Source organism: Chamaesiphon minutus PCC 6605, assembly GCF_000317145.1.
Classification (GTDB): Bacteria; Cyanobacteriota; Cyanobacteriia; order Cyanobacteriales; family Chamaesiphonaceae; genus Chamaesiphon; species Chamaesiphon minutus.
On sequence record NC_019697.1, the window covers coordinates 1,244,724 to 1,265,907 of the forward strand.

25 protein-coding genes and 1 pseudogene are annotated in these 21,184 nt (G+C 43.7%); 7 read left to right on the plus strand and 19 right to left on the minus strand.

Going from position 1 to position 21,184, the window contains the following annotated elements:
* Positions 1 to 46: 46 nt before the first annotated feature.
* Positions 47 to 1,183: an ISAs1 family transposase gene (locus CHA6605_RS05675; RefSeq protein WP_015157748.1), complete on the minus strand. Its 1,137-nt coding sequence runs from the start codon at positions 1,181 to 1,183 to the stop codon at positions 47 to 49.
* Between the two features lie 240 nt (positions 1,184 to 1,423).
* Between CHA6605_RS05675 and CHA6605_RS05680 the strand changes: the two genes are divergently transcribed.
* The 4 genes from CHA6605_RS05680 (at position 1,424) to CHA6605_RS05695 (ending at position 6,749) form a co-directional block, all read left to right on the plus strand.
* Positions 1,424 to 1,765, plus strand: a complete 342-nt coding sequence (locus tag CHA6605_RS05680; RefSeq protein ID WP_015158565.1) for a DUF4342 domain-containing protein — start codon at positions 1,424 to 1,426, stop codon at positions 1,763 to 1,765.
* Complete coding sequence (locus CHA6605_RS05685; protein ID WP_015158566.1) at positions 1,766 to 2,392, plus strand: exopolysaccharide biosynthesis protein; 627 nt, start codon at positions 1,766 to 1,768, stop codon at positions 2,390 to 2,392. It abuts the gene before it with no gap.
* 36 nt (positions 2,393 to 2,428) lie between these two features.
* Positions 2,429 to 5,254, plus strand: a complete 2,826-nt coding sequence (locus tag CHA6605_RS05690) for a cation-translocating P-type ATPase (RefSeq protein WP_015158567.1) — start codon at positions 2,429 to 2,431, stop codon at positions 5,252 to 5,254.
* Positions 5,255 to 5,702: 448 nt separating this feature from the next.
* Positions 5,703 to 6,749, plus strand: a complete 1,047-nt coding sequence (locus tag CHA6605_RS05695) for an outer membrane protein assembly factor BamB family protein (RefSeq protein ID WP_015158568.1) — start codon at positions 5,703 to 5,705, stop codon at positions 6,747 to 6,749.
* 117 nt (positions 6,750 to 6,866) lie between these two features.
* Here CHA6605_RS05695 and CHA6605_RS05700 read toward each other — a convergent pair whose 3' ends face one another.
* Together CHA6605_RS05700 and CHA6605_RS05705 are read right to left on the minus strand one after the other, a co-directional pair.
* Complete coding sequence (locus CHA6605_RS05700) at positions 6,867 to 8,027, minus strand: RNA-guided endonuclease InsQ/TnpB family protein (protein ID WP_015158569.1); 1,161 nt, start codon at positions 8,025 to 8,027, stop codon at positions 6,867 to 6,869.
* Complete coding sequence (locus CHA6605_RS05705) at positions 8,024 to 8,626, minus strand: IS607 family transposase (protein ID WP_015158570.1); 603 nt, start codon at positions 8,624 to 8,626, stop codon at positions 8,024 to 8,026. Before CHA6605_RS05705 ends, CHA6605_RS05700 begins: the two co-directional genes overlap by 4 nt.
* A 166-nt stretch (positions 8,627 to 8,792) precedes the next feature.
* Here CHA6605_RS05705 and CHA6605_RS05710 point away from each other — a divergent pair, with 166 nt between their 5' ends.
* The 3 genes from CHA6605_RS05710 to CHA6605_RS05720 all read left to right on the plus strand — a co-directional run bounded on the left by CHA6605_RS05710 (position 8,793) and on the right by CHA6605_RS05720 (position 9,953).
* On the plus strand, positions 8,793 to 9,044 hold the full coding sequence (locus CHA6605_RS05710; protein WP_157259834.1) for a hypothetical protein: 252 nt from the start codon (positions 8,793 to 8,795) through the stop codon (positions 9,042 to 9,044).
* 345 nt (positions 9,045 to 9,389) lie between these two features.
* On the plus strand, positions 9,390 to 9,608 hold the full coding sequence (locus CHA6605_RS32535; RefSeq protein WP_015158571.1) for a hypothetical protein: 219 nt from the start codon (positions 9,390 to 9,392) through the stop codon (positions 9,606 to 9,608).
* Between the two features lie 12 nt (positions 9,609 to 9,620).
* Positions 9,621 to 9,953, plus strand: coding sequence for a HigA family addiction module antitoxin (locus CHA6605_RS05720; protein ID WP_015158572.1), 333 nt, complete (start codon positions 9,621 to 9,623; stop codon positions 9,951 to 9,953).
* Here the strand turns inward: CHA6605_RS05720 and CHA6605_RS05725 are convergent.
* The 16 genes and pseudogenes from CHA6605_RS05725 to CHA6605_RS35495 form a co-directional block, all read right to left on the minus strand.
* The gene (locus tag CHA6605_RS05725; protein ID WP_015158573.1) at positions 9,950 to 10,660 is read right to left on the minus strand and encodes a DUF1097 domain-containing protein; all 711 of its coding nucleotides are present in this window, start codon (positions 10,658 to 10,660) and stop codon (positions 9,950 to 9,952) included. The genes CHA6605_RS05720 and CHA6605_RS05725 overlap by 4 nt on opposite strands.
* A 124-nt stretch (positions 10,661 to 10,784) precedes the next feature.
* The gene (locus tag CHA6605_RS05730) at positions 10,785 to 11,693 is read right to left on the minus strand and encodes a cation diffusion facilitator family transporter (RefSeq protein ID WP_015158574.1); all 909 of its coding nucleotides are present in this window, start codon (positions 11,691 to 11,693) and stop codon (positions 10,785 to 10,787) included.
* A 99-nt stretch (positions 11,694 to 11,792) separates the two neighbouring features.
* A complete protein-coding gene (locus CHA6605_RS05735) occupies positions 11,793 to 12,971 on the minus strand; it encodes an MFS transporter (protein WP_015158575.1) in 1,179 nt (392 codons plus the stop codon).
* 50 nt (positions 12,972 to 13,021) lie between these two features.
* A complete protein-coding gene (locus CHA6605_RS05740) occupies positions 13,022 to 13,282 on the minus strand; it encodes a DUF6335 family protein (RefSeq protein WP_015158576.1) in 261 nt (86 codons plus the stop codon).
* Between the two features lie 30 nt (positions 13,283 to 13,312).
* Positions 13,313 to 14,401: a ferrochelatase gene (locus tag CHA6605_RS05745; RefSeq protein WP_015158577.1), complete on the minus strand. Its 1,089-nt coding sequence runs from the start codon at positions 14,399 to 14,401 to the stop codon at positions 13,313 to 13,315.
* 8 nt (positions 14,402 to 14,409) lie between these two features.
* Positions 14,410 to 14,718, minus strand: coding sequence for a hypothetical protein (locus tag CHA6605_RS05750; protein ID WP_015158578.1), 309 nt, complete (start codon positions 14,716 to 14,718; stop codon positions 14,410 to 14,412).
* A 40-nt stretch (positions 14,719 to 14,758) separates the two neighbouring features.
* Positions 14,759 to 16,066 carry an NAD(P)/FAD-dependent oxidoreductase gene (locus CHA6605_RS05755; protein WP_015158579.1) on the minus strand — a complete coding sequence of 436 codons (1,308 nt, stop codon included), beginning with the start codon at positions 16,064 to 16,066 and terminating at the stop codon, positions 14,759 to 14,761.
* 38 nt (positions 16,067 to 16,104) lie between these two features.
* Complete coding sequence (locus CHA6605_RS05760) at positions 16,105 to 16,521, minus strand: YggT family protein (RefSeq protein WP_015158580.1); 417 nt, start codon at positions 16,519 to 16,521, stop codon at positions 16,105 to 16,107.
* Between the two features lie 100 nt (positions 16,522 to 16,621).
* Positions 16,622 to 17,296, minus strand: coding sequence for a BON domain-containing protein (locus CHA6605_RS05765; protein WP_015158581.1), 675 nt, complete (start codon positions 17,294 to 17,296; stop codon positions 16,622 to 16,624).
* Positions 17,297 to 17,434: 138 nt separating this feature from the next.
* The gene (locus CHA6605_RS33700; RefSeq protein WP_157259836.1) at positions 17,435 to 17,605 is read right to left on the minus strand and encodes a hypothetical protein; all 171 of its coding nucleotides are present in this window, start codon (positions 17,603 to 17,605) and stop codon (positions 17,435 to 17,437) included.
* Between the two features lie 35 nt (positions 17,606 to 17,640).
* Complete coding sequence (locus tag CHA6605_RS32540; protein ID WP_232432265.1) at positions 17,641 to 18,696, minus strand: transposase; 1,056 nt, start codon at positions 18,694 to 18,696, stop codon at positions 17,641 to 17,643.
* A gap of 346 nt (positions 18,697 to 19,042) precedes the next feature.
* On the minus strand, positions 19,043 to 19,666 hold the full coding sequence (locus tag CHA6605_RS05775) for a tryptophan-rich sensory protein (protein WP_051038721.1): 624 nt from the start codon (positions 19,664 to 19,666) through the stop codon (positions 19,043 to 19,045).
* A gap of 5 nt (positions 19,667 to 19,671) precedes the next feature.
* Positions 19,672 to 20,355, minus strand: a complete 684-nt coding sequence (locus CHA6605_RS05780; RefSeq protein ID WP_015158582.1) for a BON domain-containing protein — start codon at positions 20,353 to 20,355, stop codon at positions 19,672 to 19,674.
* Positions 20,356 to 20,531: 176 nt separating this feature from the next.
* Positions 20,532 to 20,675 (minus strand): hypothetical protein, encoded by a 144-nt coding sequence (locus CHA6605_RS33705; RefSeq protein WP_015158583.1) that lies wholly within the window; start codon positions 20,673 to 20,675, stop codon positions 20,532 to 20,534.
* 48 nt (positions 20,676 to 20,723) lie between these two features.
* Positions 20,724 to 20,999 carry a BON domain-containing protein gene (locus CHA6605_RS35490; RefSeq protein ID WP_041548790.1) on the minus strand — a complete coding sequence of 92 codons (276 nt, stop codon included), beginning with the start codon at positions 20,997 to 20,999 and terminating at the stop codon, positions 20,724 to 20,726.
* Between the two features lie 6 nt (positions 21,000 to 21,005).
* A pseudogene (locus CHA6605_RS35495) lies at positions 21,006 to 21,158 on the minus strand (2Fe-2S iron-sulfur cluster-binding protein); the annotation flags it as partial.
* Positions 21,159 to 21,184: the final 26 nt, after the last annotated feature.

Consider the following 21,184-nt stretch of genomic DNA (forward strand, 5'->3'; position numbering starts at 1 on the left):
CTCGACCAACTCATTAGTCAAGCCGAGATTAATTAGTGCAAATAAATTACAAAATAGCTTCTAAAAGTTCAGTTGAATATTCTTCGTCAAGTGTCGCCAAGAATCTCTTACTTCTAACACTTAACTTTCGACTTTTATTTTCACTAATTATGTTAACTGCTATATGTCGTAAAATCGCAAAATTAGCTGGAGCATTATCTTTCCTAATTCGACTATCATCTTCTTTAAAAGCAACATCAAGCACCCAGTGAAGAGAATTTTCTATCGACCAATGACTTCTAATTCCCTCTGCTAATTTTTGAGCATCGCTCTCTAGACTACTGATAAAATAACGAGTTTCTACACTCGTCTTTCCGCCGACAACTCGAACTGATTCTACCATGCCAATACTAGTTAACTTTTTCCATTTTTGCAGTGGATCTATTTGCTCCGCAACATCTGTTATCATTAAATAATTACGAATTTCTTCTCTACCTCTATTCATCTCTCTACTGTTGAAGCTACTCAGGTTGAGGTCTTTTCCCTGAGTTTCAATTGCTTGTTTAAATAGCTGCTTTACTTGTTTGTACAAGGTCGGTTGATTCTTTTTTACAGCAATTACATAATCTGCATCTTTTTCGACGATTTTTTTGACTATTTCTCTTTGACATCCCATTGCGTCGATGGTAACGATACATCCTGCTAAATCCAAGATTTGAATCAGTTCGGGAAGTGCTGTGATTTCATTAGATTTTCCTTCTACTTTCTTTTGACCTAATACTAATCTATTACTTGCAGCCCAGGCACTGACTGTATTAATTACACCTTGACCATTCTTTTCATCTCCTGAGTTTCGAGATTGTTTTCCATCAAAGGCAATTATTTCTCCTGCGGTTATTTTACTTATTCCTTTAATCCAACTCAGGAATGATTTATTAAATTCATCAGGATTAATTTGTGAAAATACTCTAGCAAATGTATCATGAGATGGGATTCCATTCGGTAGTTCTAGGAACTTTTCTAACCATTTTTTTCTGGCTATACCATACATTTCTATATCTATCCATCCGTCCGCCCCACATACTACAGCACAAATGGAGATCGTGATGATGTCGATTAGTTTATGTTTTTTTCCACGTTCAATCCTAATGTCTTCTATGTCGTCAAAGTGTTCTGCGATACTATGCTTAGGCTTCAGCTTCATTTTACATGATATTAGTTCCAAATCAACTTAACACAATTAATTAGCTAAAGCTATCGACGGGTATAGATTTCACATCTTTGATGAATCAAATTTACATCTAGTTTCTAAGTGTTTTTAATAATATAAGATTTAAGTGCGTTCACCCTGTTGCAGCAACCGACTACCCGTGCTCAGTTTGCTGCTGATTTTCTCTAGATTTTAGTTGATTTGTAAACATAATTAAGGATAGCAATTAATAACATGAACGTCCAAAATGATAACTTTCAAGAAAACATCGAAACAATCCAAACTGAATTAGTAACCGGAGAGCATGAAGTAAAAACAGTAGAAAAGATTGGGGTAGAAGAATTTAGTATTAATGGTGATGCCCTTGGTGCCAAAATTAAGGAACTCGTTCATCAAGGCAACATTCGGCGGATTATTCTTAAAAATGAAGAAGGACATATATTAATTGAAATCCCCTTAACTGTTGGCGTGGTTGGTGGTGCCCTCAGTGCGGCTTTCTTCCCGATTCTGGCTGCGGTGGGATCGATTGGGGCGATGGTTGCTCATCTGACGATCGTGGTGGAAAAACGAGAATAGATGAAACTATCTCAAACACTTTCCCAATTATTAGTCGAATATGCCGATCGACCTTTACCACTTCATGCCTTACTAAAACAAGCCGGAAATAATGGATTTGGCACGATCGCTGGGATGCTAACCATCCCGATGCTGATTCCCATCCCGATCCCCTTAGCGGGATTTTCGGCATTAATGGGTAGTGGAATTATTCTGGTGGGTTGTCAACTAGCATTAGGCTACGATCGACCATCATTACCGCAGCGAATCGACAGATTAGAATTATCGCCCACTGCATCCCAAAAGTTACTCAAGAATATAGATCGTCTTCTCCAGCCAATCGAGCGAATTGCTAGGCATCGATTGTCTCGATTTAGTAATAGTTGGTGGGGATATCGAATTATTGGGATTTGTCTGGCTTGGAATGCGCTATTGATGTCCTTACCATTACCCATTCCATTTACCAATTTGTTGCCAGCTTATACGATTTTATTTTTAGCGATCGGGTTACTAGAGTCAGATGGATTATTTATCCTATTTGGCTATGCTATGACTACGGCGACAACTATTTTCTTTGTTAGTATCACTGGCACGATTTGGCAGCTAATAAATCATTGGTTCCAGACCTTCACAATTGGGATGATTTAGACATAAATTTATCCGGCAAATATTTGAAATTTAATTATGTCATCATCCTTATCAACTCGTCCTAAAACAACAAGCAATCTGCCAGTAGTTGCGGATGTGAAGGCTGCTTGGCATACATTGACTATTGCTCAGACGTTAGTACAGCTAGAAACAGACGAGAACAAAGGTTTAACCGATCGACAGGTAATCGATCGACAACAAGAATTCGGCGCAAATGAATTAGTAGCCGCAACTAGTCGTCAATGGTGGCAGATTTTACTCGAACAATTTACCAATATTATGTTGGTGATGTTGATGGTTGTGGCGTTGGTTTCAGGTATCTTTGACTTCATGGAAATCCAGGCTGGAAAGACAACTGGATTGCCGTTCAAAGATACAATTGCAATTCTATCGATCGTCATTCTGAATGGACTTTTAGGTTATTTCCAAGAAAGCCGTGCCGAACAAGCATTAGCCGCGCTCAAACGGATGGCTGCACCTAAAGTCAGGGTATTACGCGACAGTAAAATTAGCGAAATTGAGGGGATCGAAGTAGTACCTGGAGATGTAATTTATCTCGAAGCTGGCAACCAACTCGCCGCTGACGCTCGTCTACTTGAATCAGTACAACTCCAAATTCGAGAATCCGCGCTCACAGGGGAAGCCACCGCTAGTAGTAAAACCGCCGAGACAGAATTAGCCACCGAGACACCTTTGGGCGATCGAATTAACTTAGCTTACCAAGGCACTGAAATCACCACAGGGCGAGGCGTTGCCGTTGTCACCGCCACGGGGATGAATACCGAACTCGGTAAAATTGCCGCCCTATTACAAGGTGTCAAAAATCAACCGACTTCACTCCAACAACGGCTGAATCACTTGGGAAATGTGCTAGTTGGTGGCGCATTGATAATTGTCGCCCTGACGATTATCGGGGGGATGTTACCCGACTTACTCCGAGGCTCCTTTAATCTGACTACCTTAAAAGAATTAGTCAAAACATCCCTGAGTGTCGCTGTAGCAGTCGTTCCCGAAGGATTACCCGCCGTCATCACCATCACCCTCGCAATGGGTACCCAGCGGATGGTAAAACGCCAAGCTCTGATTCGCAAGCTCCCAGCAGTAGAAACCCTCGGCGGGGTGACGATTATTTGTTCTGACAAAACAGGCACCCTCACCCAGAATAAAATGGTGGTGCAGCAAGTGGCTACCTTAACGGCTGAATATCAGATTGGGGGCGATGGCTACATTCCCAATGGTGAGTTTCAACTCAATGGTAAATCAGTTGAGCCACTCGCAGATCCCGCTTTAAAAGGTTTACTCTGGGGCTACGCTCTTTGCAATGATGCGGTGTTGCAGTATATCGATGATCAGTGGCAAATTTTAGGAGATCCGACAGAGGGAGCCTTACTCGTACTTGCTCACAAAGCCGGAATTGAAGCAACCGCCGAGAATTATCCTCGCGTTCGAGAATATCCATTCGATAGCGACAGACAGCGGATGAGCGTCATCTGCGAACAGTCCCCATATTACCTATTATTCGCCAAAGGATCGCCCGAATCAATTCTCGATCGATCCACCCACACCCTCATCGCAGATCGGTATGTCGAATTAACTGAGATCGATCGACAAACCATCCGCGCCCAGAATGCCCGTCTAGCCAGTCAAGGATTGAGAGTCTTAGGTTTCGCCTATCGGTATTTCTCCCACCTTCCTGATGCAGATAGCGCAGAATCAGAGTTAATTTGGGTGGGTTTAGTCGGGATGCTCGATGCCCCACGCCCCGAAGTTCGCGCTGCTGTTGCTACCTGCAAAACTGCTGGCATCCGCACGATGATGATTACAGGCGATCATCCGATCACTGCGCGGGCGATTGCTACCGATTTGGGCATTGCTCCAGCGGATAGTCAAGTTGTCAGCGGCAATGAAATCGCGCAGATGGATGATGTGACGTTGGGGCAAACGATCGATCGAGTCAGTGTCTATGCTCGTGTCGCCCCCGAGCATAAATTACGCATCGTCAAAGCCTTACAACAACAGGGCGAACTAGTTGCCATGACAGGGGATGGGGTGAATGATGCCCCCGCACTGAAACAAGCAGATATTGGCGTAGCAATGGGGATTACAGGTACTGATGTCAGCAAAGAAGCTAGCGATATGGTGTTGTTAGATGATAACTTTACGTCGATCGTTGCCGCTGTCGAAGAAGGGCGGATTGTCTACACCAATATTCGGAGGTTCATCAAATACATCCTCGGTAGCAATATCGGCGAAATCCTCACCATTGCCGCCGCTCCGCTGATGGGTTTGGGTGGTGTGCCGCTTTCTCCCTTGCAAATTCTCTGGATGAATTTAGTCACGGATGGCGTTCCCGCTCTGGCTCTAGCATTAGAACCTGGGGATTCAAATGTGATGCAGCGAGAACCATTTCAACCGAATGAAAGTATTTTTGCCAGGGGTTTGGGTGGATATATTATTCGGATTGGATTAGTATTTGCGATCGTCACAATTGGGTTGATGAAATGGGCTTTCGATCGCACCCACTCAGTCGATTATCCTGGCGATCCCGATACCTGGAAAACGATCGTCTTTACTACGCTCTGTATCGTCCAAATGGGTCACGCTTTAGCTGTACGCTCTGTGAATAAACTCGTTATCGAAATTAATCCGTTTAGCAATCCACTGTTGTTGTGGGCGATTCTGGGGACGATTCTATTGCAGTTAGCGGTAGTTTATGTCGCGCCATTGCGATCGTTTTTTGGGACTCATCCTTTGAGTTTATTTGAATTGGGAATCTGTTTTGGTTGCAGTTTACTGATATTTATCTGGATTGAAGGGGAAAAGTTGTTTGTGCGGTGGTTTCGATCTAAAAGTCGATCGTAGCAATTGCGATCGTGTCATGGCAATCGGCCTCCTTCGATCTATCAGAGGAACAATACTGACACCTAACGGTCCCAAATTGAGCGGACGGCCTTACACTTTGAAACACAACAAATCGCGTAAACATCCGTTCCGCTCGAATGCGTAGTTAGACACGAAAAGCAAAGCAACCTGAACTAAAAATATTGTACCGCCAGTGCCGAGATTTTAGCTGACTTGTGAATGGCGATTGCCCTACCACTCCTCATACCCCACCACTCGCTTACCAACCTGCCAGGTTGAGTTCCGGGAGTAGGCCGTTGATGACCTGACTTTGCTCCTCGCTCCGCCACTGCGACTGGTTCTGGCGCGATCGCTTCTGCTTGGCTCTCTGCTAAGTTCGTATCGCATTGCCCGAAAAATCCAGTTCTAAAGGTTTTGCATAAGCTAACGCTCTATAGCTACTATTATCATGGAGTCAATCAAAAGTACTTCTATGCCGATGCGTTCTCAGATTCGCCTGCGCTGGATAACTATCCTCATGAGTCTTGGAGCATTGGGTCTAGGCTGGCTTTCCCTGAGCCAGAGAGTGCCCAGCTTAGTGACGTTAGATGCTCAGAGCGGAAAAGTACTGTGGTCTACTTCTGTTGACGACCTGCCACCAATCCGAAGAATAGTCAATTATAAAGGTCAAGTGTACTTACTTGCAGCTTCTCGCAAAGAATCTTGCGGTAATTGGTGCATCTATATACCATTCCTCAGTCCAGATAACGATGTACCAGGCATCACTAGAGTAACAGCATTTGACGCTTTGTCAGGCAAGCAATTGTGGCAGTTTAACACTGATAGTAATGTCTTAGACTGGGCAGATATTCAGGTCACTGAGAAATCGGTGTTGCTGAAAACAGATAAGCTCACTGCGCTTGACCCCACCAGTGGACAGATGCAGTGGAGTGTTTCTCTACCTGTAAACTCCCAAAAACCTTATGAAGGAGCCTCATCATTTAACCCTAATCTGGTTGTGAGCAGGGATCGAGTTGCACTGCTGCAAGTATTAGAAACGTTAGATAATCGTACTTCAAGGGCTTTGGTAGAGACATGGCAGAAAACGACAGGCAAGCAGCATCAGGCATTTACGCCTACATTGTCGTCTGCAAATCTGAATGGGGCTTCACTAGCTGCTACTAGTGATACAATCCTGCTGTTTCTGCCTAACGAACCTATTGCTAAAATTTCTGGCTACGCACCCGAGACTGGCAAGCTGAAATTTAGCATTATAACGGTGGTTAAACAAGGAGGTTCGATCGATGACTTTTACCGAAATCTTTCGTTCAGTGGCTCCACAATCTATCAATATATTTACAATGGCCCCAACAAGGGTAAATCGATAATATCAGTAGAAGCCTATGAGGCAAACACGGGAAAATTGCGATGGCAGGTGCCCATTTCTGACTCGCGTTGCAACGGCTTCGGAGCTTTACCTGAAGGGCTTTACTTGAAGTGCGACAGTTCCGCTTGATAGAACCTATACAAATCTAGACAAGCTAGATTGATGTCTACTTCCTACTTCAACGGGGGCATCGGAGCGGCTATCCCTCTGTAGGCTTCCAGGCGCAAGCTGCACCCAGTATAGTGTTTAGGCTACTATAAGCGGCGCATCGAACGGGAGGTTCCCTCCCGTTTGTGTGCGACAAGACAGAGCTTGATGTTCTAGATTGCGTGCAGCATTCAGATCGCGGTCGATAGTGATATTGCATTGCTGACAGTTAAAAACACGTTCTTTGAGCAGCATGTCTTGGATATGCCCACAACAAGAACAAGTTTTAGAACTTGGAAAAAAGCGACCTACAGTAATCAATTCACTACCATATAGCTCACATTTATAAGTTAATTGGCGACGAAATTCATACATACCTAAATCTGCAATTGACTTAGCCAAACAATGATTGGATAACATTCCCGATACATTCAAATCTTCAATTACTACTTGGCTGTGGTTCTTAGCCAAGTGAGTAGTTAATTTGTTAAGTGTATCTTTACGAATGTTGGCAGTTTTTGCATGTTGTTTGGCTACTTTTAAATTCGCCTTTTGTCGATTGTTTGAGCCTTTAACCTTGCGGCTAGCTGCTTTTTGAAGCCTAGCTAATCTGGATTGAGATTGACGGTAAGGTTGAGGGTTGGGGAACGTTGCACCTGTGCTTAAAGTAGCTAGTGTTTTAATCCCTAAGTCTACACCACAAACACCAACTAGTTTAGCTGTAGTGTTTGGTTCGACTTCATAGCTAAAAGAGACAAACCAACGGTCAGCGGTTCGACTAATTATTGCTGTTTTAGGCGTCAATCCTTGCGGCAATCGTTCGTAAGTCTTTACTACTCCTATTTTTGGTAATTGAAGCCAACGATGTTCAACTTTAATAGTCCCTTCCAAGGTAAAGCTATCATGCTGACCTTTGCGCTTGAATCTGGGAAAGCCCACCCGCCGACCATTCGCAGTTTTCTTTCTAAAGAAATCAGAAAATGCACTCGCTAAGTATCTCAGCGCATATTGAGGGCTAGTTTTGGATACTTCGTAATACCAAGGGTTTTCAACCTTCACCCACTTGACTAGGAATTTATGCAGATCGATCGCTGATGGAAATCTTAGTTTCTCTGTTGGATTTTCTCGATTGTAGTCGAGAATTTTTTTACACAGATCTAAGCCCCAGTTCCAAGCATGACGAGCTACACCCGCATGTCTAGCCAGTTGAGTTCTTTGATAGTTATTCAGTTTTAGTTCGGTTTTAAAACTGATTCTCATAACTGTTTTGCTACCTCCTTTAACTCTTCTACTATTTTCTTATTCTTATGAGAACGACTACCGTATAAACGAGCAGAAAATACAGTGATGATTTCGAGTACGTCTGATGCTAAATCTTCCTCAAATGTACTATCATCAGAGCGATTGATAATTATCACCTCTGTTCCAAATTGTTCGCATAATGTGAAAATTAGATCTGACCCAAATCTAAGTAATCTATCTTTATGAGTTAGAACTAGTCGTTCAACTTGATAAGATGTAATTAACTTGATTAGCCTAATTAGTCCTTTCTTTTTATAGTTCATTCCACTGCCAAGATCTTGAATTACTTCAAACCCCCAGCCATGTTTAGCACAATAACTTTCTAAAACTATAACTTGCCTAGTTAGATCTTCTTTCTGGTCGTGACTAGAAACTCTGGCATAGCCTACTGTTAATTGAGTATCCGATTTATTGCTAATTAAATCTGCTATGTCATACCGACGATGACCGCCAGCAGTGCGAGTGGACTTGATTTTTCCATCAAGTTCCCATCTGTGTAGGGTTCTAACCGTTACACCGAGTAAGGTGGCTGCTTCCTGTGGCGTTAAACTAGACATAAAATCATTATAACAGATAATTTGTCTAGTTATGTATAGTTTGATCTAGGTATTTAGGTGCAGTTCAAAAACCCCTTCAAGCCCTCCTTACCTGAAATTTCTAGATGAGAAAACAGGGCAACAGCGATGGATAAAACGCTTCACAGCAGAGACACTGAGGTTAGAATTGGCAACCAATCGGCCTTCGTATATCTCGCTTAATGGGTATGACGTGGCTTCAGACGCGATCGCCGCTCATGTTACTACTAAAGTCGATGCAGAGAGACAATCTTTCCGCTTGGTGGTGTTTTCAAAAGCCGATGGGCGCGAGTTGTGGAGTGGCGATTCATCTGAGACATCGGTATACGGGGCAGACGGCGATCGCATTTTCCTTAATTCAAAAGTTCCGCGTCTGTTCAACTTAGGAATCCGATTCTAGAGCAAGTCTTTATTAACTTAAGTCAGATTGTTGTCGCGTCTCAAATTCCTTTGGCTCTTAGAGAGCGTCTGAGAAGTCAGAATCAATTGCTGAAATAATTTTCTCTCTTCGATCTATAAACGCTGAAACCATCATTCCCACGTTAGAAGCCATCATTTTCAGACACCCTCTAACTATTATTAGGCGGAAACTTTCCACCTATCTGCCCAAATTCGGGTAGATAGACTGAAAAATTCAGTATATTCCCTATACAAAAGCGGAAACTTTCTGTCTATCCTGCTATTTAAGGTGGATCTGCTGAATTTTTCAACTTATTGTAACATTATACAAGACCCGTCAAAAAAAATGCTAGAGCAAGTTACAGACGCAATCTGCCTCAAGCATTTGATGTTAGCTGCATTCCCGAATCACGTTAGAGAAGCGTTTGAACGACGAGCAAAGGAAACCGATTATCCAGTCGAAGCAGTGTTAGAAATGGCGATCGCGGGTTTTCTCGTTCGCGTAGCGTCCGCTTTGCGGAATCGAGAGGCTCTGAGTTTTGTAGATTGTCAACCACGCTATTAATTAAACGTCATCATGGTTCGTATTCCCACCAATCGTCCGCCGACTCATCCAGGCGAAATGCTACTTACCGAATTTTTAGAACCTTTGGGCTTAACCCAAAAACATTTGGCTGACAGTATCCATGTCCCATACCAACGGATTAACGAAATTATTAATGGCAAACGTGGTGTGACCCCTAGTACCGCCCTGCGACTAGCGAAGTTTTTTGGTGTGTATAATGACTTCTGGTTGAATTTGCAGTTGCGATGGGATCTGGATCGTGTCCAAAAACAAGAAGGGGAATCGATTGCCTCGCGGCGCGGCTACGCCAACGATCGAATTCAAGTTTTTAGCAAAGCTTCCTAATTTTGAATACTATCGACAAGTTTTAGTCGGACTATCGCTGAGTGCATTGCCGACAACCGTCGCACAAGTTGGTCGATCTCCAAATCTAGAATGCTATAGTCGATGACTGCTTGACGAGTTAGTGTATTGCCTCGTTGGCAAAGCCTCTCCCCTGGAGAATCGATTTCTAGTTCGCTCATTCGGGCTGTTCGCAATGCTTGTAAGTGCGATCGAATTCTTCGCAGCATTGCGTCCAAATCAGGCAAAGGTGGGGGGATAATTTCCTGCTCGACTGCATCAGCCAACTGCTCTAACACCAGCCCGACATTTGCACCAGTATTACCATACAGCGACGCAAAACCTGAAGCCAGTCCCCACAAAAATGTCAGCACTACAGCGAGGATGGGAATGCTAGCGACTAGAGTACCGACAAATACCAAGATAATTATACCTAAAGTGGCGATCGCCATCGCCTTAGCTTTAATCTGGTAAGATCCAGCAACGTTGGCTAAATTAACAAAATAAGCGATTAAACCAACAAATAATCCGCTTTCTCTTTGGTCGATCGATTGCCCAATTAACATCGGAATACCCAATGATAATGCAGCCCGCAAGCCATTTGCGATTGCTGGTTTTCCTGGCTCTGACTGGACGAGAAACTTCAGAAAATTATTTCGGTTTAATTGCCTTGTTTTGCGAATAAAATAACGCCAACGCTTGACCTGCAAAATAACTTTGAAAACAGGAATGATAAAGTAGCAAAATTAGCCACCCGTTTAGAAAAATCAACGGGAACGTCAAGCTAACTTTGAGCCATTGGGGTAATTTTTGGTAGGAGAGCATCGATATTACCTAAACATGACTCTCTGATTCTAAATGACAGGGATAATCGGGATGACCTGTTTCGATTTGTAGTGTTGAGTGGTCGATCCCAAAATAAGTTTGGAGAGATGCTGAGGTATCGGTGAAAAATCGATCGCTTACACATCCTTCCGGCATCACTAAATGCGCTGTGAGAGCGGTTTGGGTCGTGCTCATCGCCCAGATATGCAGATCGTGAACTCGTGTCACCCCTGGTAAATCCTCCAAGAAAGTCCGCACTGCGATTGGCTCTATCTGTTTGGGAACTCCATCTAAGATTAGATCCAGAGCCTCTCTAAATAAATTCCAAGTCCCAAATATAATTACCACAACGATAATCAAACTAATAACTGGATCGAGCCATAGCCACCCTGTCAGCAAGATCGCGATGCCAGCTAACACCACTCCCACCGACACCAGCGCATCGGCAGCCATATGCAAAAATGCACCGCGAATATTTAGGTCGCGTTCTCGTCCCGACATAAATAACAGCGCAGTGATAGTATTGATTACTACCCCAATTCCCGCGACCAAAATCACCGTACCACCAGCAACCGGACTAGGATCTGACAACCGACGAATTGCTTCCCAAGCAATGCCCCCCATTGCTAACAGTAACAGAATCGCATTTAGTAAGGCTGCCAAAATTGAGGAACGGCGCAGTCCGTAAGTATACTTGCGATTGGGGGGACGCTGGACGAGATAACTTGCTGCCCATGCCAACAACAATCCCAAAACATCGCTGAGATTATGTCCAGCATCTGCTATTAATGCTAATGAATGGGAAATTGCCCCAAACCAAGCCTCAACTAATACAAAGCCAATATTCAAACTCGTACCGATTAAAAAGGCTCGATTATATGTTTTTGGAGCATGGCTGTGCTGGTGAGGATGAACCATCGCAATGACCTCAATAAATAGAATAGATTATAGTGCAATTACACTTTTTCGATCCCTGCCGAACTCGAAGCGCAAGCGCGACGACAAGTCGTTCGATAACTAGTTATTGAATCTTGAAATGTAAATTGCCACAACTAGCGCAATAATTCCACTTAATAAAAATGTTGTGGATGCACCAGCATAAAACCAGATTAGTCCAGCGAAAGAACTCGCGAGTAGTGTAGCAATACTTTGAAATGCAGTAAAAGTACCGATCGCTGTTGCTGTATCGTCTGGGTGGCAAATATTCGTAATCCACGCTTTGGCAATCCCCTCTGTCGCTGCTGCATATACTCCATAAATAGCGAATAAAACTAGGAAGACTGAATTACTGTTGGCGTAAGCCATACCTACATAAACTATTGCAAATAAAATCAATCCCGAAACTAAGATCTTTTTTATGCCAATTCTATCTGCTAAAGATCCTAGAGGATAAGAGGAAATAGCATAGATTAAATTGTAAAAAATGTAAGCTCCGATCGCAGATGTGTCTCCAAGTCCTGCTTCTTTGATTTTTAGTAGGAGAAATACATCAGAAATATTGAATAATGTAAATATCAATAATGCCGTGGATAATTTTCGATAGAGTGGCGGACTTGTTTCCCAGTAATTTAAAAAGTCTAGCCAGCCAGTTTTTGACTGCTGCAAACTTGTTCGTTGGCGAACTCGGTTTTCTTTGATTAAGAAAGTGAATCCAATCGAAATCAATCCTGGTAAAAATGCAATGTAGAAAAGTGTCTTGTAATCATCAGGATGATACGCCAGATAAATCAATGCTAACGATGGCCCAATGACGGCACCAAGTGTATCCATAGACCGATGAAAACCAAATACTCTCCCCTTGGTAGCGGGAGTCGCTTCATCAGATAGTAAAGCATCTCTTGCACCTGTGCGGATACCTTTTCCCAACCGATCGATTGTCCTGGCGAAGAAGATCCACAGAGGATAAGTAAACAACGCCATCATTGGCTTGGAGATAGCACTAAGCAGATATCCAATTTGGATGAAGGGTAAACGGGTACCTGTTTTGTCACTTAAATTCCCAAAATACCCCTTACTCAAGCCTGCGGTTGCTTCTGCAAAACCTTCTAATACGCCTATTAAAACAATCGAAAAACCAATTGTTTTTAAATAAATTGGCATGATGGGATAAAGCATTTCGCTGGCTATATCTGTAAATAGACTCACAGCCGAAAGTACTAAAATATTGTGGGTTATTATCTTTGCTTTTTTAGACATTAGCGATTATTTTAAATAAGCTGAAATCCGCACGACCCAGATGCTAGATCTTAACGATTGACAGCCGATGCGGGATCTAATTCCCAACGATCTAGATCCCGCTGTTCGAGCATTTCTTCAGTATCAAGGGGTGTGTCATCATCTACCACAATCCCCACAGCCTCCGCCAATTCTTCCGTGTCATTTTGACTAGGAACTGCTGTGCTGCCGCCAACGGCTTCATCGCCATTCACTTCTGCTCGATAGGCATCATCCTCCGCGTCGTCCGCTGCATCTGTACCGATTAATGAATTCAATTGTGGGTCTGGCATATATTTTCTCCTTTTAATTTAAAGATTTATTTATTTCCGAGTGGCAATTTTCGATCCAGATAGCATCGCTTCAATTTGCAGATTTGCCCATCCTGCTGCGATGCTAAAAAATTCAGGATCGTCATTGACGCATTCGAGCCGTGTGTAAGTTACGGTAGGATATTGACGTTGCAAAGACTCGATCGCATCTTCTACATCAATAATAGTTTCATAATTTTCAGTTACCCACCCCAATGGTTTAAATATAATAGTTTGGGCACCCGATCCGATTAGGCTTTTTGCAGCTTGTTCGAGATTAGGTTGCGACCATTTGATGAACGGCATATCATGATTTATCCAGCCGATCGAGATTAATGGATATTGATGCTGTAGTTGGGCTTGGACTCGATCGAATAGAGCTTGTCCATCAATTACCCCAGTCAACAACCCATTAGCTTTTTCGGGGCCACCATGAACCGTTAAGATGACACCGATCTGCGACTCAAAACAGCCACATGTAGATAGCTGATTTAGAGATTCCTTAATCTGACGCACTAGCAGATCGATGTAAGTGGGTTCAGTTGCGAAAGAGGGAATATATCTAATCGATCGGAATGGCAAATCTTCAGATTTGTTTGTAGCAATAACTTCATTAACTTGCTCGATCGCTATTTTGCCAGTAAATGCAGAATCGACTACCAGCAAAGGAAAAACCAGTAAGTTTTCAAAGCCTTGCTCGATCGTCTCGGTCACAACTTCTTGGACAAAAGGTTCGCAAAAATAAAAGCCTTTGAACACTTGCACCCGATTTCCCCAGCGGTCTTGTAACTGCTGCTCGATGCCAATTCGTTGTTTTTCAAACATCTCATTTTCAGGGGACATGAAATGATGATGTTTGAAGCCAAAGTCGTACCAATCTAGTAGTCCCAAGAACCAACCAGCCGCCGGATATAACCACTCAGGGATAGAGACGAACTGAGATGCAATGTACTTAGTAGCAGCTTGGTTATAACTACTTAGATCGCGGTAGGATTCCACTTCGCCGTACCCTGCTAGCAAAACTGCAACTCGCGTTGGCTCTGCTGAATCTTCTTTGTGAGGCACGACAGTATGTGTCGCTTGAGATTGAGAACCGATCATTATTTTGCCTAAGTAGATTGTTTTTTAGAAGTACGTCGCAAATTAAGCCACATTGAAATTCCTGTAAAAAGTAATACGCATAAACCGATCGCATTAAAAAATGGATAAATCATGTCTAGATTAACCGATCCAAAATGTCCCTTATGCCAACCTAATATCCATTTGAAATTATCTTCTTTACCTGCGAGGTCGAAAATCTGATAAACAGTTCCGGTAATGGCTGTCAGTAATAGAGGTAACATCATAATCGTTGCAATTAGGCGATGAAGATGGCGGATACTTTTAAAATACTGGGCATTTTGTTTGGTAGCAGTCATAATCTAATCTCCACTTTTTTATAATAATTAACCGTTAATATCATTTTTCGGCGATGTAGTGAAATAGCTCATCAGACAACCATTCAATCGTTCCTTTGAAATTGCGGGCAGGAGTAGGTAAAAGATCGACATAGGCGGCTTGGCGAATCAAGTGTCCGAGATGACCTTTGACTTGATAGCGATCGAAAAGATCGGCGACACTCTCATCTAAACCTAGCTTCAAGAGTGTTCCCCGCAACCCAATTTCTACCGGAAGGAGTGGGCGATTTTCGCTAAGTGCTTGCAAGTTATGTGAGATCGCGGCTCCTTGCTGATATGCTACTTGAGCGGTAGCTGGCAACTGTGGCTCCATTACAGTGCAATCTCCACCTGCAAACACTTCTGGGAAACCGAGCAGTTGTGAGGTGTTCGTCAGTTTAAGTTGTCCGTGTCGATCGCGACTTGCTTCAGGAATCGACAATGTATCGATTAATGGATTCATTGCGGTTCCTGCCGTCCAAATCATCGTCGCGGCGCAGAGCTGCTCGATTTGGTTGTTTCGCTTCAGGACAACCGTGTTTGGACGAACCTCTATTACTTCAGTTTCTAGCATCAATTCAACGGCTACATTCCTCTCTTGCAATGCGGTTTGAGTAGTCTCTCGGATGCTGTCGCTATGACCTTTGAGAATCTCCTGTCCCCGTTGAATTACAACAACTCGCAGATCGGTAATGTCACCACCTAACAGCGCGTACCAGTTCGGCAATAAATCCGCCAGAGTTGCAGCTAGCTCGATGCCAGTACAACCAGCACCCATAATTGCAAAGGTTAATAAGGTCTGTTTTTCTAATCCGGTTGCTTGGGTGGCGCGTTGTAAACAATCTCGTAAATGTTTAGCCAAAACGACCGCATCTTCAGTGCTGGAAAATTGTAAAGTGTGTTCTTTGGCTCCTTCCACACCACAGTAACCCACTACGCTGCCGAGTGATAAAACTAGATTACGATAGTTGTAATGCAATCCAGAGGCTAATTTAACTTGTCGCTGATGTAGATCGATCGATTGAACTGTATCCTGAATGAATTCAATCCCACTTTTATGTAAAAGATTGTCATAGCGGGGACAAATATATTGAGTATTCATCTCACCACTAAGAAACTCATAGAGTAGCGGTTTGAAGATAAATCTCGAACCTCGATCGATCAGAATAGTTGGTGTTTGATAATGTTGATGACTGAGATGTAAAGCGGTAAATAATCCGGTAAAACCACCACCTAAAATTAAAGTTGGCAGCTTTTGAGCCGCAATAAGTTGGGTAGGAATTGTTAATGTTTCATCTAAGGTATCTACTTCAGTCATAATATTCGACATCTTTATGCTCCTATTGGTTCGATCGATCTAGAGTGAATTTATGATTCGTGGTAAAAGATAAATTTGACCAGTGAAGCAGCTAAATAGCTCAATAGAGCGTAAGCAACGATCGCGATCGCAATATTGACATCGAATATATATCCACCACCACCAAAAGTTGGGCTAATAAACAAAGTCGAGAATGGAGCGATAAAAGGTGCAGATAAATTATTGATTAATCTAGCAAATTCATTTTGAGGGTTGGCTGCAAACAACCGCAGTAAAAATCTTATGCCTAGTAATATTTCTAATGCTCCTACTAGCCAGAAAATAGTATTAAGTATCCAAATAAAGGGAGTATTTAATCGAGCAGATCGTAGACGTTTCTCTTCTTGGCGAAGTCGGAAAGCTTCTTCGTCATGTTGGAGTTCTTGTCGCCGTTCGATGTTGGTATCATCCTGTCGATCGTGAGCCATAATTAGACCTCAGTATTAATATTTTCAAGGGTGAATTAAGTAGGGTCAATATCTTGATTTGCCCCTACCTAAATGGTTGAATTGCCTACCTAAATGGAAGCTAGAACATCCAATCTACTTCGAGGCGATTGTCCACAGAGGATACACCTGCTTCAGACCAAGCAACTCGTTCGGCTTCGTCATACTCGCTGTAGTTGCGAACTTGACCGTGGAGGATGACGTTGTTGCCAGAAGTTTCCACGCGGATGTGTTCGGCATCCAACATCGCACTGCGTTTGAATGCAGCTTTGATGTCCGTTTCGACTGCCTTTTTGGTCACTTTGGGCGAGATGGAGATTGAATTAGTGACTCCTTTAACACCCGCCATTTGCTTGACTAGGCTGCCTGCCGCGTTCTTTTGATACCACCATTCCACTTCGCCATCTAAGGTGATCCAGCCATCACGGACTGTTGCCTGAACGGTGCCGTTGGGGATTGTCGTAGACCATTCGATTTGGTTTATCGCGGCTGCGGCAATATCGGTGTCGGTGCGGTGGTACGAAGCTGGTGGCTGGATTTTGATGTCATCGGCGATCGCTTTGACCCCTGCAACCCGTTTAGTAGCGTGTACGGCTTCCCATTTCTCGTTATAGCTGGTGGCATAGCCATTGAGTGTTACCGTCCCATTTTTGGCTAATACGCCGATGTCTGAGACTTTGACGCTGGGATCGTATTTGAGTTCGGATAGCACATCATTTTTTAATTCTGTGTCAGTTTTTTCGATGGTACTTTGCATGTTATTTATGGTTGGTTTAAATGAAGTAGACTAAATGGATTTATTAATCCATCGTGGGTATGTCAGAGGTTGACCCCTACACCCTTTGGCTCCGGGTGAAAAGCTGGTCATGGTTTTATCCTCATTTACAAATCGAATTCAGTAGTTGTTGCCAAAAGATCTAGGTGCGACTTCTATGCTAAACAGAATTAAAAAGATCGCAGATCCCGCAGCAGTTACCGTAATTAAAGGCGTATCCAGATGGCGAATACCAATCGCAATTAATGCCCAAATAATTACTAATAGGTAGGCAGTATCGTGATGTTTCATCGTTACTAAAGTAGCGATCAATAGTCCGGACAGATTTATGGAGCTAGAGAGCCATAGTGGAGAAGACTATCGTAGTTAGGATGGGATTTAATCAAAGTCGGGTCAAGTTCTAACATGGAAATAAACCGCTCAAGTAGATGTCCATTGAGAGCTAGCCGCTTGTAAGTTGCCATTGAAAAAGATTGCGGCTGTGAATCTTCCCCAGTATCCGACTGAGTTTTTTGCTGTTCAAGCTTGGCAATATTGAGAGCTGCCAAGGATGCATTGAAATGAAAATCCAGGGATTGTTGGTGGCGGGATTGACAGTCGCAAAGCCCAGTAAATTGTTTGGCATCACGAAAGATGAATTCGATTTGAAACCGAGATTTGTAGTACTCGTACAGACTGATGGGATTAATCATCGTGTCGGTAGAAAAGAGCAAAGCTACTCGCTGCTTCTCGGGATGACGTTGGTCAACCAAGTAAACGATGCGAATTTTACGTTTAAGTGAAACATGCCAAACCACTTGGCTATACAATTTAGTGCCATTAGCTAACTCACCACCGAATTCCAGTCGGGACAAATCACTCAAATTCACCTTGCCATCATACTTACGCGGCGCACCTTTGGGCTTTTGCTTGCCAGTGTAGCAGTATCGTAGATCCGCATCAATCCGCAATTTGCTAATCAAATGAAGGTCTAGCTCAATCACCCCATCAACAACAGATTTCTTACTGTAAAAGCTGTCTGCGGTTAAATATTTTACTACCGCAGGCAAATGGGAGCGAGCTATTTTCAGTTGTTTCAGATAGCCTTTGACTCGCTCAGAAATCACTGGTTCTGTTTTCGCTTTCGATTTAGATTTAGATTTCGACTTCGATTTCGACTTCGATTTCGACTTCGATTTACGCTTCTTCTTCGCCGTTGGTTTCGCGTCGGGGATGGGTTGACGCTCGGTTTTTGCAGTTTGTTGTACTGAGAGAGTGTAACCTTGATGGGCTAATACATCCACCACTGCAATCACCGAAATTTCTAACCCTTTTTGAGACTTGCTGATACTACCGTTATAGAAATTATCTACTCCCCATGTCTGTTTTCCACTCTTGCTGATAAATGAGCAATCAATCGCTGCGATCTGCTCTCGATTTGGTTCAATTGCTGCTGCAATTGTCTGCGCGTGGAAGGGAATGAAATCGAATGTTTTTTTGTACTGACGACGGTATGTTCGTTCGCTATACTGCCCATAACGACTGAGATTAGTAAAGTTTGCCTTGCCGCATACCACAAACAACGTCACAAATATACTGGCTAAGAACTGGCGTTGCGGTTTGCTAAATTACCCACTTTGGCAAGTAGGTTCTGTACAATATCCATAGGGCAATTCATCTGGTACTTGGGTTCTACTTGTACTTTAAGCGATGAATTGCTTTTTTTGGATCGATCGATCATTTTTCTTTTCAAAAGGTGTCCGGACTATTGATCGCAGTACCGACGATTATCATAATGACTGCCCAGATTGCGGGTGCAATCCCCCATCCATCCCAGTCGGTGCTGTAGAGCGCGAGTGACGCATTCACAACAGTGGCGACGGTAATCCAGCCGAGGTAAATGCTAATCGGGATCTGGATAAACCATCGTTCGGCTGGCGAAACGTGGTTTTGACCGATTTGCAGGCGTTGATAGAGGACAATCAGCGGTAGCAAGATGCCCAACATCGCAACGACAGATAAGGGAAACAGACGGGCGAGAAAGAGATAAATCCAGGCACATTGAGCGATACAGGCAAATACCAAGAGATAGCCACCGCGCTGTAAGCTGGGATTGTGACGTTGAGCGGGTTGGACTTGATAAATCCCCAAGGCAACCAGCCCCAGATAAATCGGTGCCCAAATCGCAAAGGCGTAGTTGGCGGGCAGAATTTGAACAGAACTAAACAGGCGATCTGATAGGGTTGCCATATCAACACCATCAGGCGGAAAAAAGTTGGAGATAGTATTAATGACAATGCTGCCGATAATCGCGGCGAGAATCGTTACTTGTCTGACTAAATCTGGATCGGTACGTTGGGTGGTGAGTTTCATTAGTGCTAACCCCCACTGGGATACCACTTGACGGCGAGATGATCTTCTACTGAAAATACGCCTTGAGCAGCCCAGGCAATGCGTTCGGCTTCCTCGCGCTGGGCAAGCGTCCGCACGGTGCCGTGGAGGATGACTTTGCTACCAACAATCTCGATGCGGATTTTGCTCGCATCTAGCATGGCACTGCGATCGATCGCCGCTTCAATCCCCATGCCGACTGCGGGGATTTTATCATTGGGTTTAATCGACATCGAACTTGACACCCCATGAACGCCTGAGATCGATCGCATGACAATTTCCGCTGCATTCTTTTGATACCACCACTCCACCTCGCCTTCGAGGATAATCCAACCATTCCGCACCGTTATCTCAACAGATCCCTTGGGGATTGTGGTAGCCCAGGCAATTTTGTGGGCGGCGGCGGCGGCGATTTCGCCGTCGGTGCGGTGATTGGCATCGGGGATATGCAGTTCGATGTCGTCCGCGATCGCGACTACTCCAGCAACTCGTTTCACAGCGTGGACGGCGGCTAATTTCTCGTCAAAACTGGTGGTGTAACCAGTGAGGGTGACAACGCCATCTGTGACTAATACACCGATTTCGGTAACATTGAGACTGGGATCGTATTTAAGTTCTGATAGCACATCATTCTTGATTTCGGTATCAGTTTTATCTAAGACATTAAGCATTTTATTTTCCTGTTTTTATGCGATCGATTGATGAATCAAATATTCAATTTGGTAGCTAAGTTTTGAGTTTATTACCTAGCCACTCGATAGTAGAATTCCATTACGCCCTCAAGCACGTAGTAAGTCTCATGCTCCCACTGATTCCGATATGGGGGTGGCTCGTTACCAGGTTTCGCTCAGTACTCAATCGTTGCGTCGCGACCTCCCGAATCTTCCCCCTTGACCAGGAAGGAAAATAAACCGCCTTTGTAGAGTATGGTCGATTCGAGTGTAGATCCGCGCTGGTAGGCGACTGGTGGTGCTGATTTAGTTTGGGTCATGGTTTTCCTGTTGTTTGTATTTAGTAACTTCAAGGCTTTAATCGATCGTTATTCCACAATCGAAGACCAATTAACGCCGAGATGATTGTCTACTGAATACACACCTGGTTCCGATCGAGCAATGCGTTCGGCTTCATCTCGTGCGGCAAAGCTGCGAACATCACCACGCAGCACGACTTTATTGTTCTCACTCTCCACTTGAATCCGATCGACATCTACGATCGCACTGCGTTTGAGTGCTGAGTTAATGTCTTGTTCGATCGCCATTTTTACCGCTTTGGATTTGATGGAGATCCGATCGGATATTCCTGTGACACCCATCATTACTGTGCAAGTCGAACAAATGCCCTGCCGACAGGAGTAAGGCAGTTCCATTCCTTGCTCTTCAGCAGTTTCTAGGATGTAGCTATCTTCTGGCACTTCAACAGTTTGGTCGATCCCTTCGGCTTTGTTAAATAGTCTGACTTGGTAAGAATTTGCCATCCGATAAAATCTCCAATATTTATGCC

Bases quoted from the DNA above. Each gene is read 5' to 3' on its own strand.
- CHA6605_RS05675 (WP_015157748.1), bottom strand. From the start codon at position 1,183: ATGAAGCTGAAGCCTAAGCATAGTATCGCAGAACACTTTGACGACATA.
- CHA6605_RS05680 (WP_015158565.1), top strand. From the start codon at position 1,424: ATGAACGTCCAAAATGATAACTTTCAAGAAAACATCGAAACAATCCAA.
- CHA6605_RS05685 (WP_015158566.1), top strand. From the start codon at position 1,766: ATGAAACTATCTCAAACACTTTCCCAATTATTAGTCGAATATGCCGAT.
- CHA6605_RS05690 (WP_015158567.1), top strand. From the start codon at position 2,429: ATGTCATCATCCTTATCAACTCGTCCTAAAACAACAAGCAATCTGCCA.
- CHA6605_RS05695 (WP_015158568.1), top strand. From the start codon at position 5,703: ATGGAGTCAATCAAAAGTACTTCTATGCCGATGCGTTCTCAGATTCGC.
- CHA6605_RS05700 (WP_015158569.1), bottom strand. From the start codon at position 8,027: ATGAGAATCAGTTTTAAAACCGAACTAAAACTGAATAACTATCAAAGA.
- CHA6605_RS05705 (WP_015158570.1), bottom strand. From the start codon at position 8,626: ATGTCTAGTTTAACGCCACAGGAAGCAGCCACCTTACTCGGTGTAACG.
- CHA6605_RS32535 (WP_015158571.1), top strand. From the start codon at position 9,390: ATGCTAGAGCAAGTTACAGACGCAATCTGCCTCAAGCATTTGATGTTA.
- CHA6605_RS05720 (WP_015158572.1), top strand. From the start codon at position 9,621: ATGGTTCGTATTCCCACCAATCGTCCGCCGACTCATCCAGGCGAAATG.
- CHA6605_RS05730 (WP_015158574.1), bottom strand. From the start codon at position 11,693: ATGGTTCATCCTCACCAGCACAGCCATGCTCCAAAAACATATAATCGA.
- CHA6605_RS05735 (WP_015158575.1), bottom strand. From the start codon at position 12,971: ATGTCTAAAAAAGCAAAGATAATAACCCACAATATTTTAGTACTTTCG.
- CHA6605_RS05740 (WP_015158576.1), bottom strand. From the start codon at position 13,282: ATGCCAGACCCACAATTGAATTCATTAATCGGTACAGATGCAGCGGAC.
- CHA6605_RS05745 (WP_015158577.1), bottom strand. From the start codon at position 14,401: ATGATCGGTTCTCAATCTCAAGCGACACATACTGTCGTGCCTCACAAA.
- CHA6605_RS05750 (WP_015158578.1), bottom strand. From the start codon at position 14,718: ATGACTGCTACCAAACAAAATGCCCAGTATTTTAAAAGTATCCGCCAT.
- CHA6605_RS05755 (WP_015158579.1), bottom strand. From the start codon at position 16,066: ATGTCGAATATTATGACTGAAGTAGATACCTTAGATGAAACATTAACA.
- CHA6605_RS05760 (WP_015158580.1), bottom strand. From the start codon at position 16,521: ATGGCTCACGATCGACAGGATGATACCAACATCGAACGGCGACAAGAA.
- CHA6605_RS05765 (WP_015158581.1), bottom strand. From the start codon at position 17,296: ATGCAAAGTACCATCGAAAAAACTGACACAGAATTAAAAAATGATGTG.
- CHA6605_RS33700 (WP_157259836.1), bottom strand. From the start codon at position 17,605: ATGAAACATCACGATACTGCCTACCTATTAGTAATTATTTGGGCATTA.
- CHA6605_RS05775 (WP_051038721.1), bottom strand. From the start codon at position 19,666: ATGAAACTCACCACCCAACGTACCGATCCAGATTTAGTCAGACAAGTA.
- CHA6605_RS05780 (WP_015158582.1), bottom strand. From the start codon at position 20,355: ATGCTTAATGTCTTAGATAAAACTGATACCGAAATCAAGAATGATGTG.
- CHA6605_RS33705 (WP_015158583.1), bottom strand. From the start codon at position 20,675: ATGACCCAAACTAAATCAGCACCACCAGTCGCCTACCAGCGCGGATCT.
- CHA6605_RS35490 (WP_041548790.1), bottom strand. From the start codon at position 20,999: ATGATGGGTGTCACAGGAATATCCGATCGGATCTCCATCAAATCCAAA.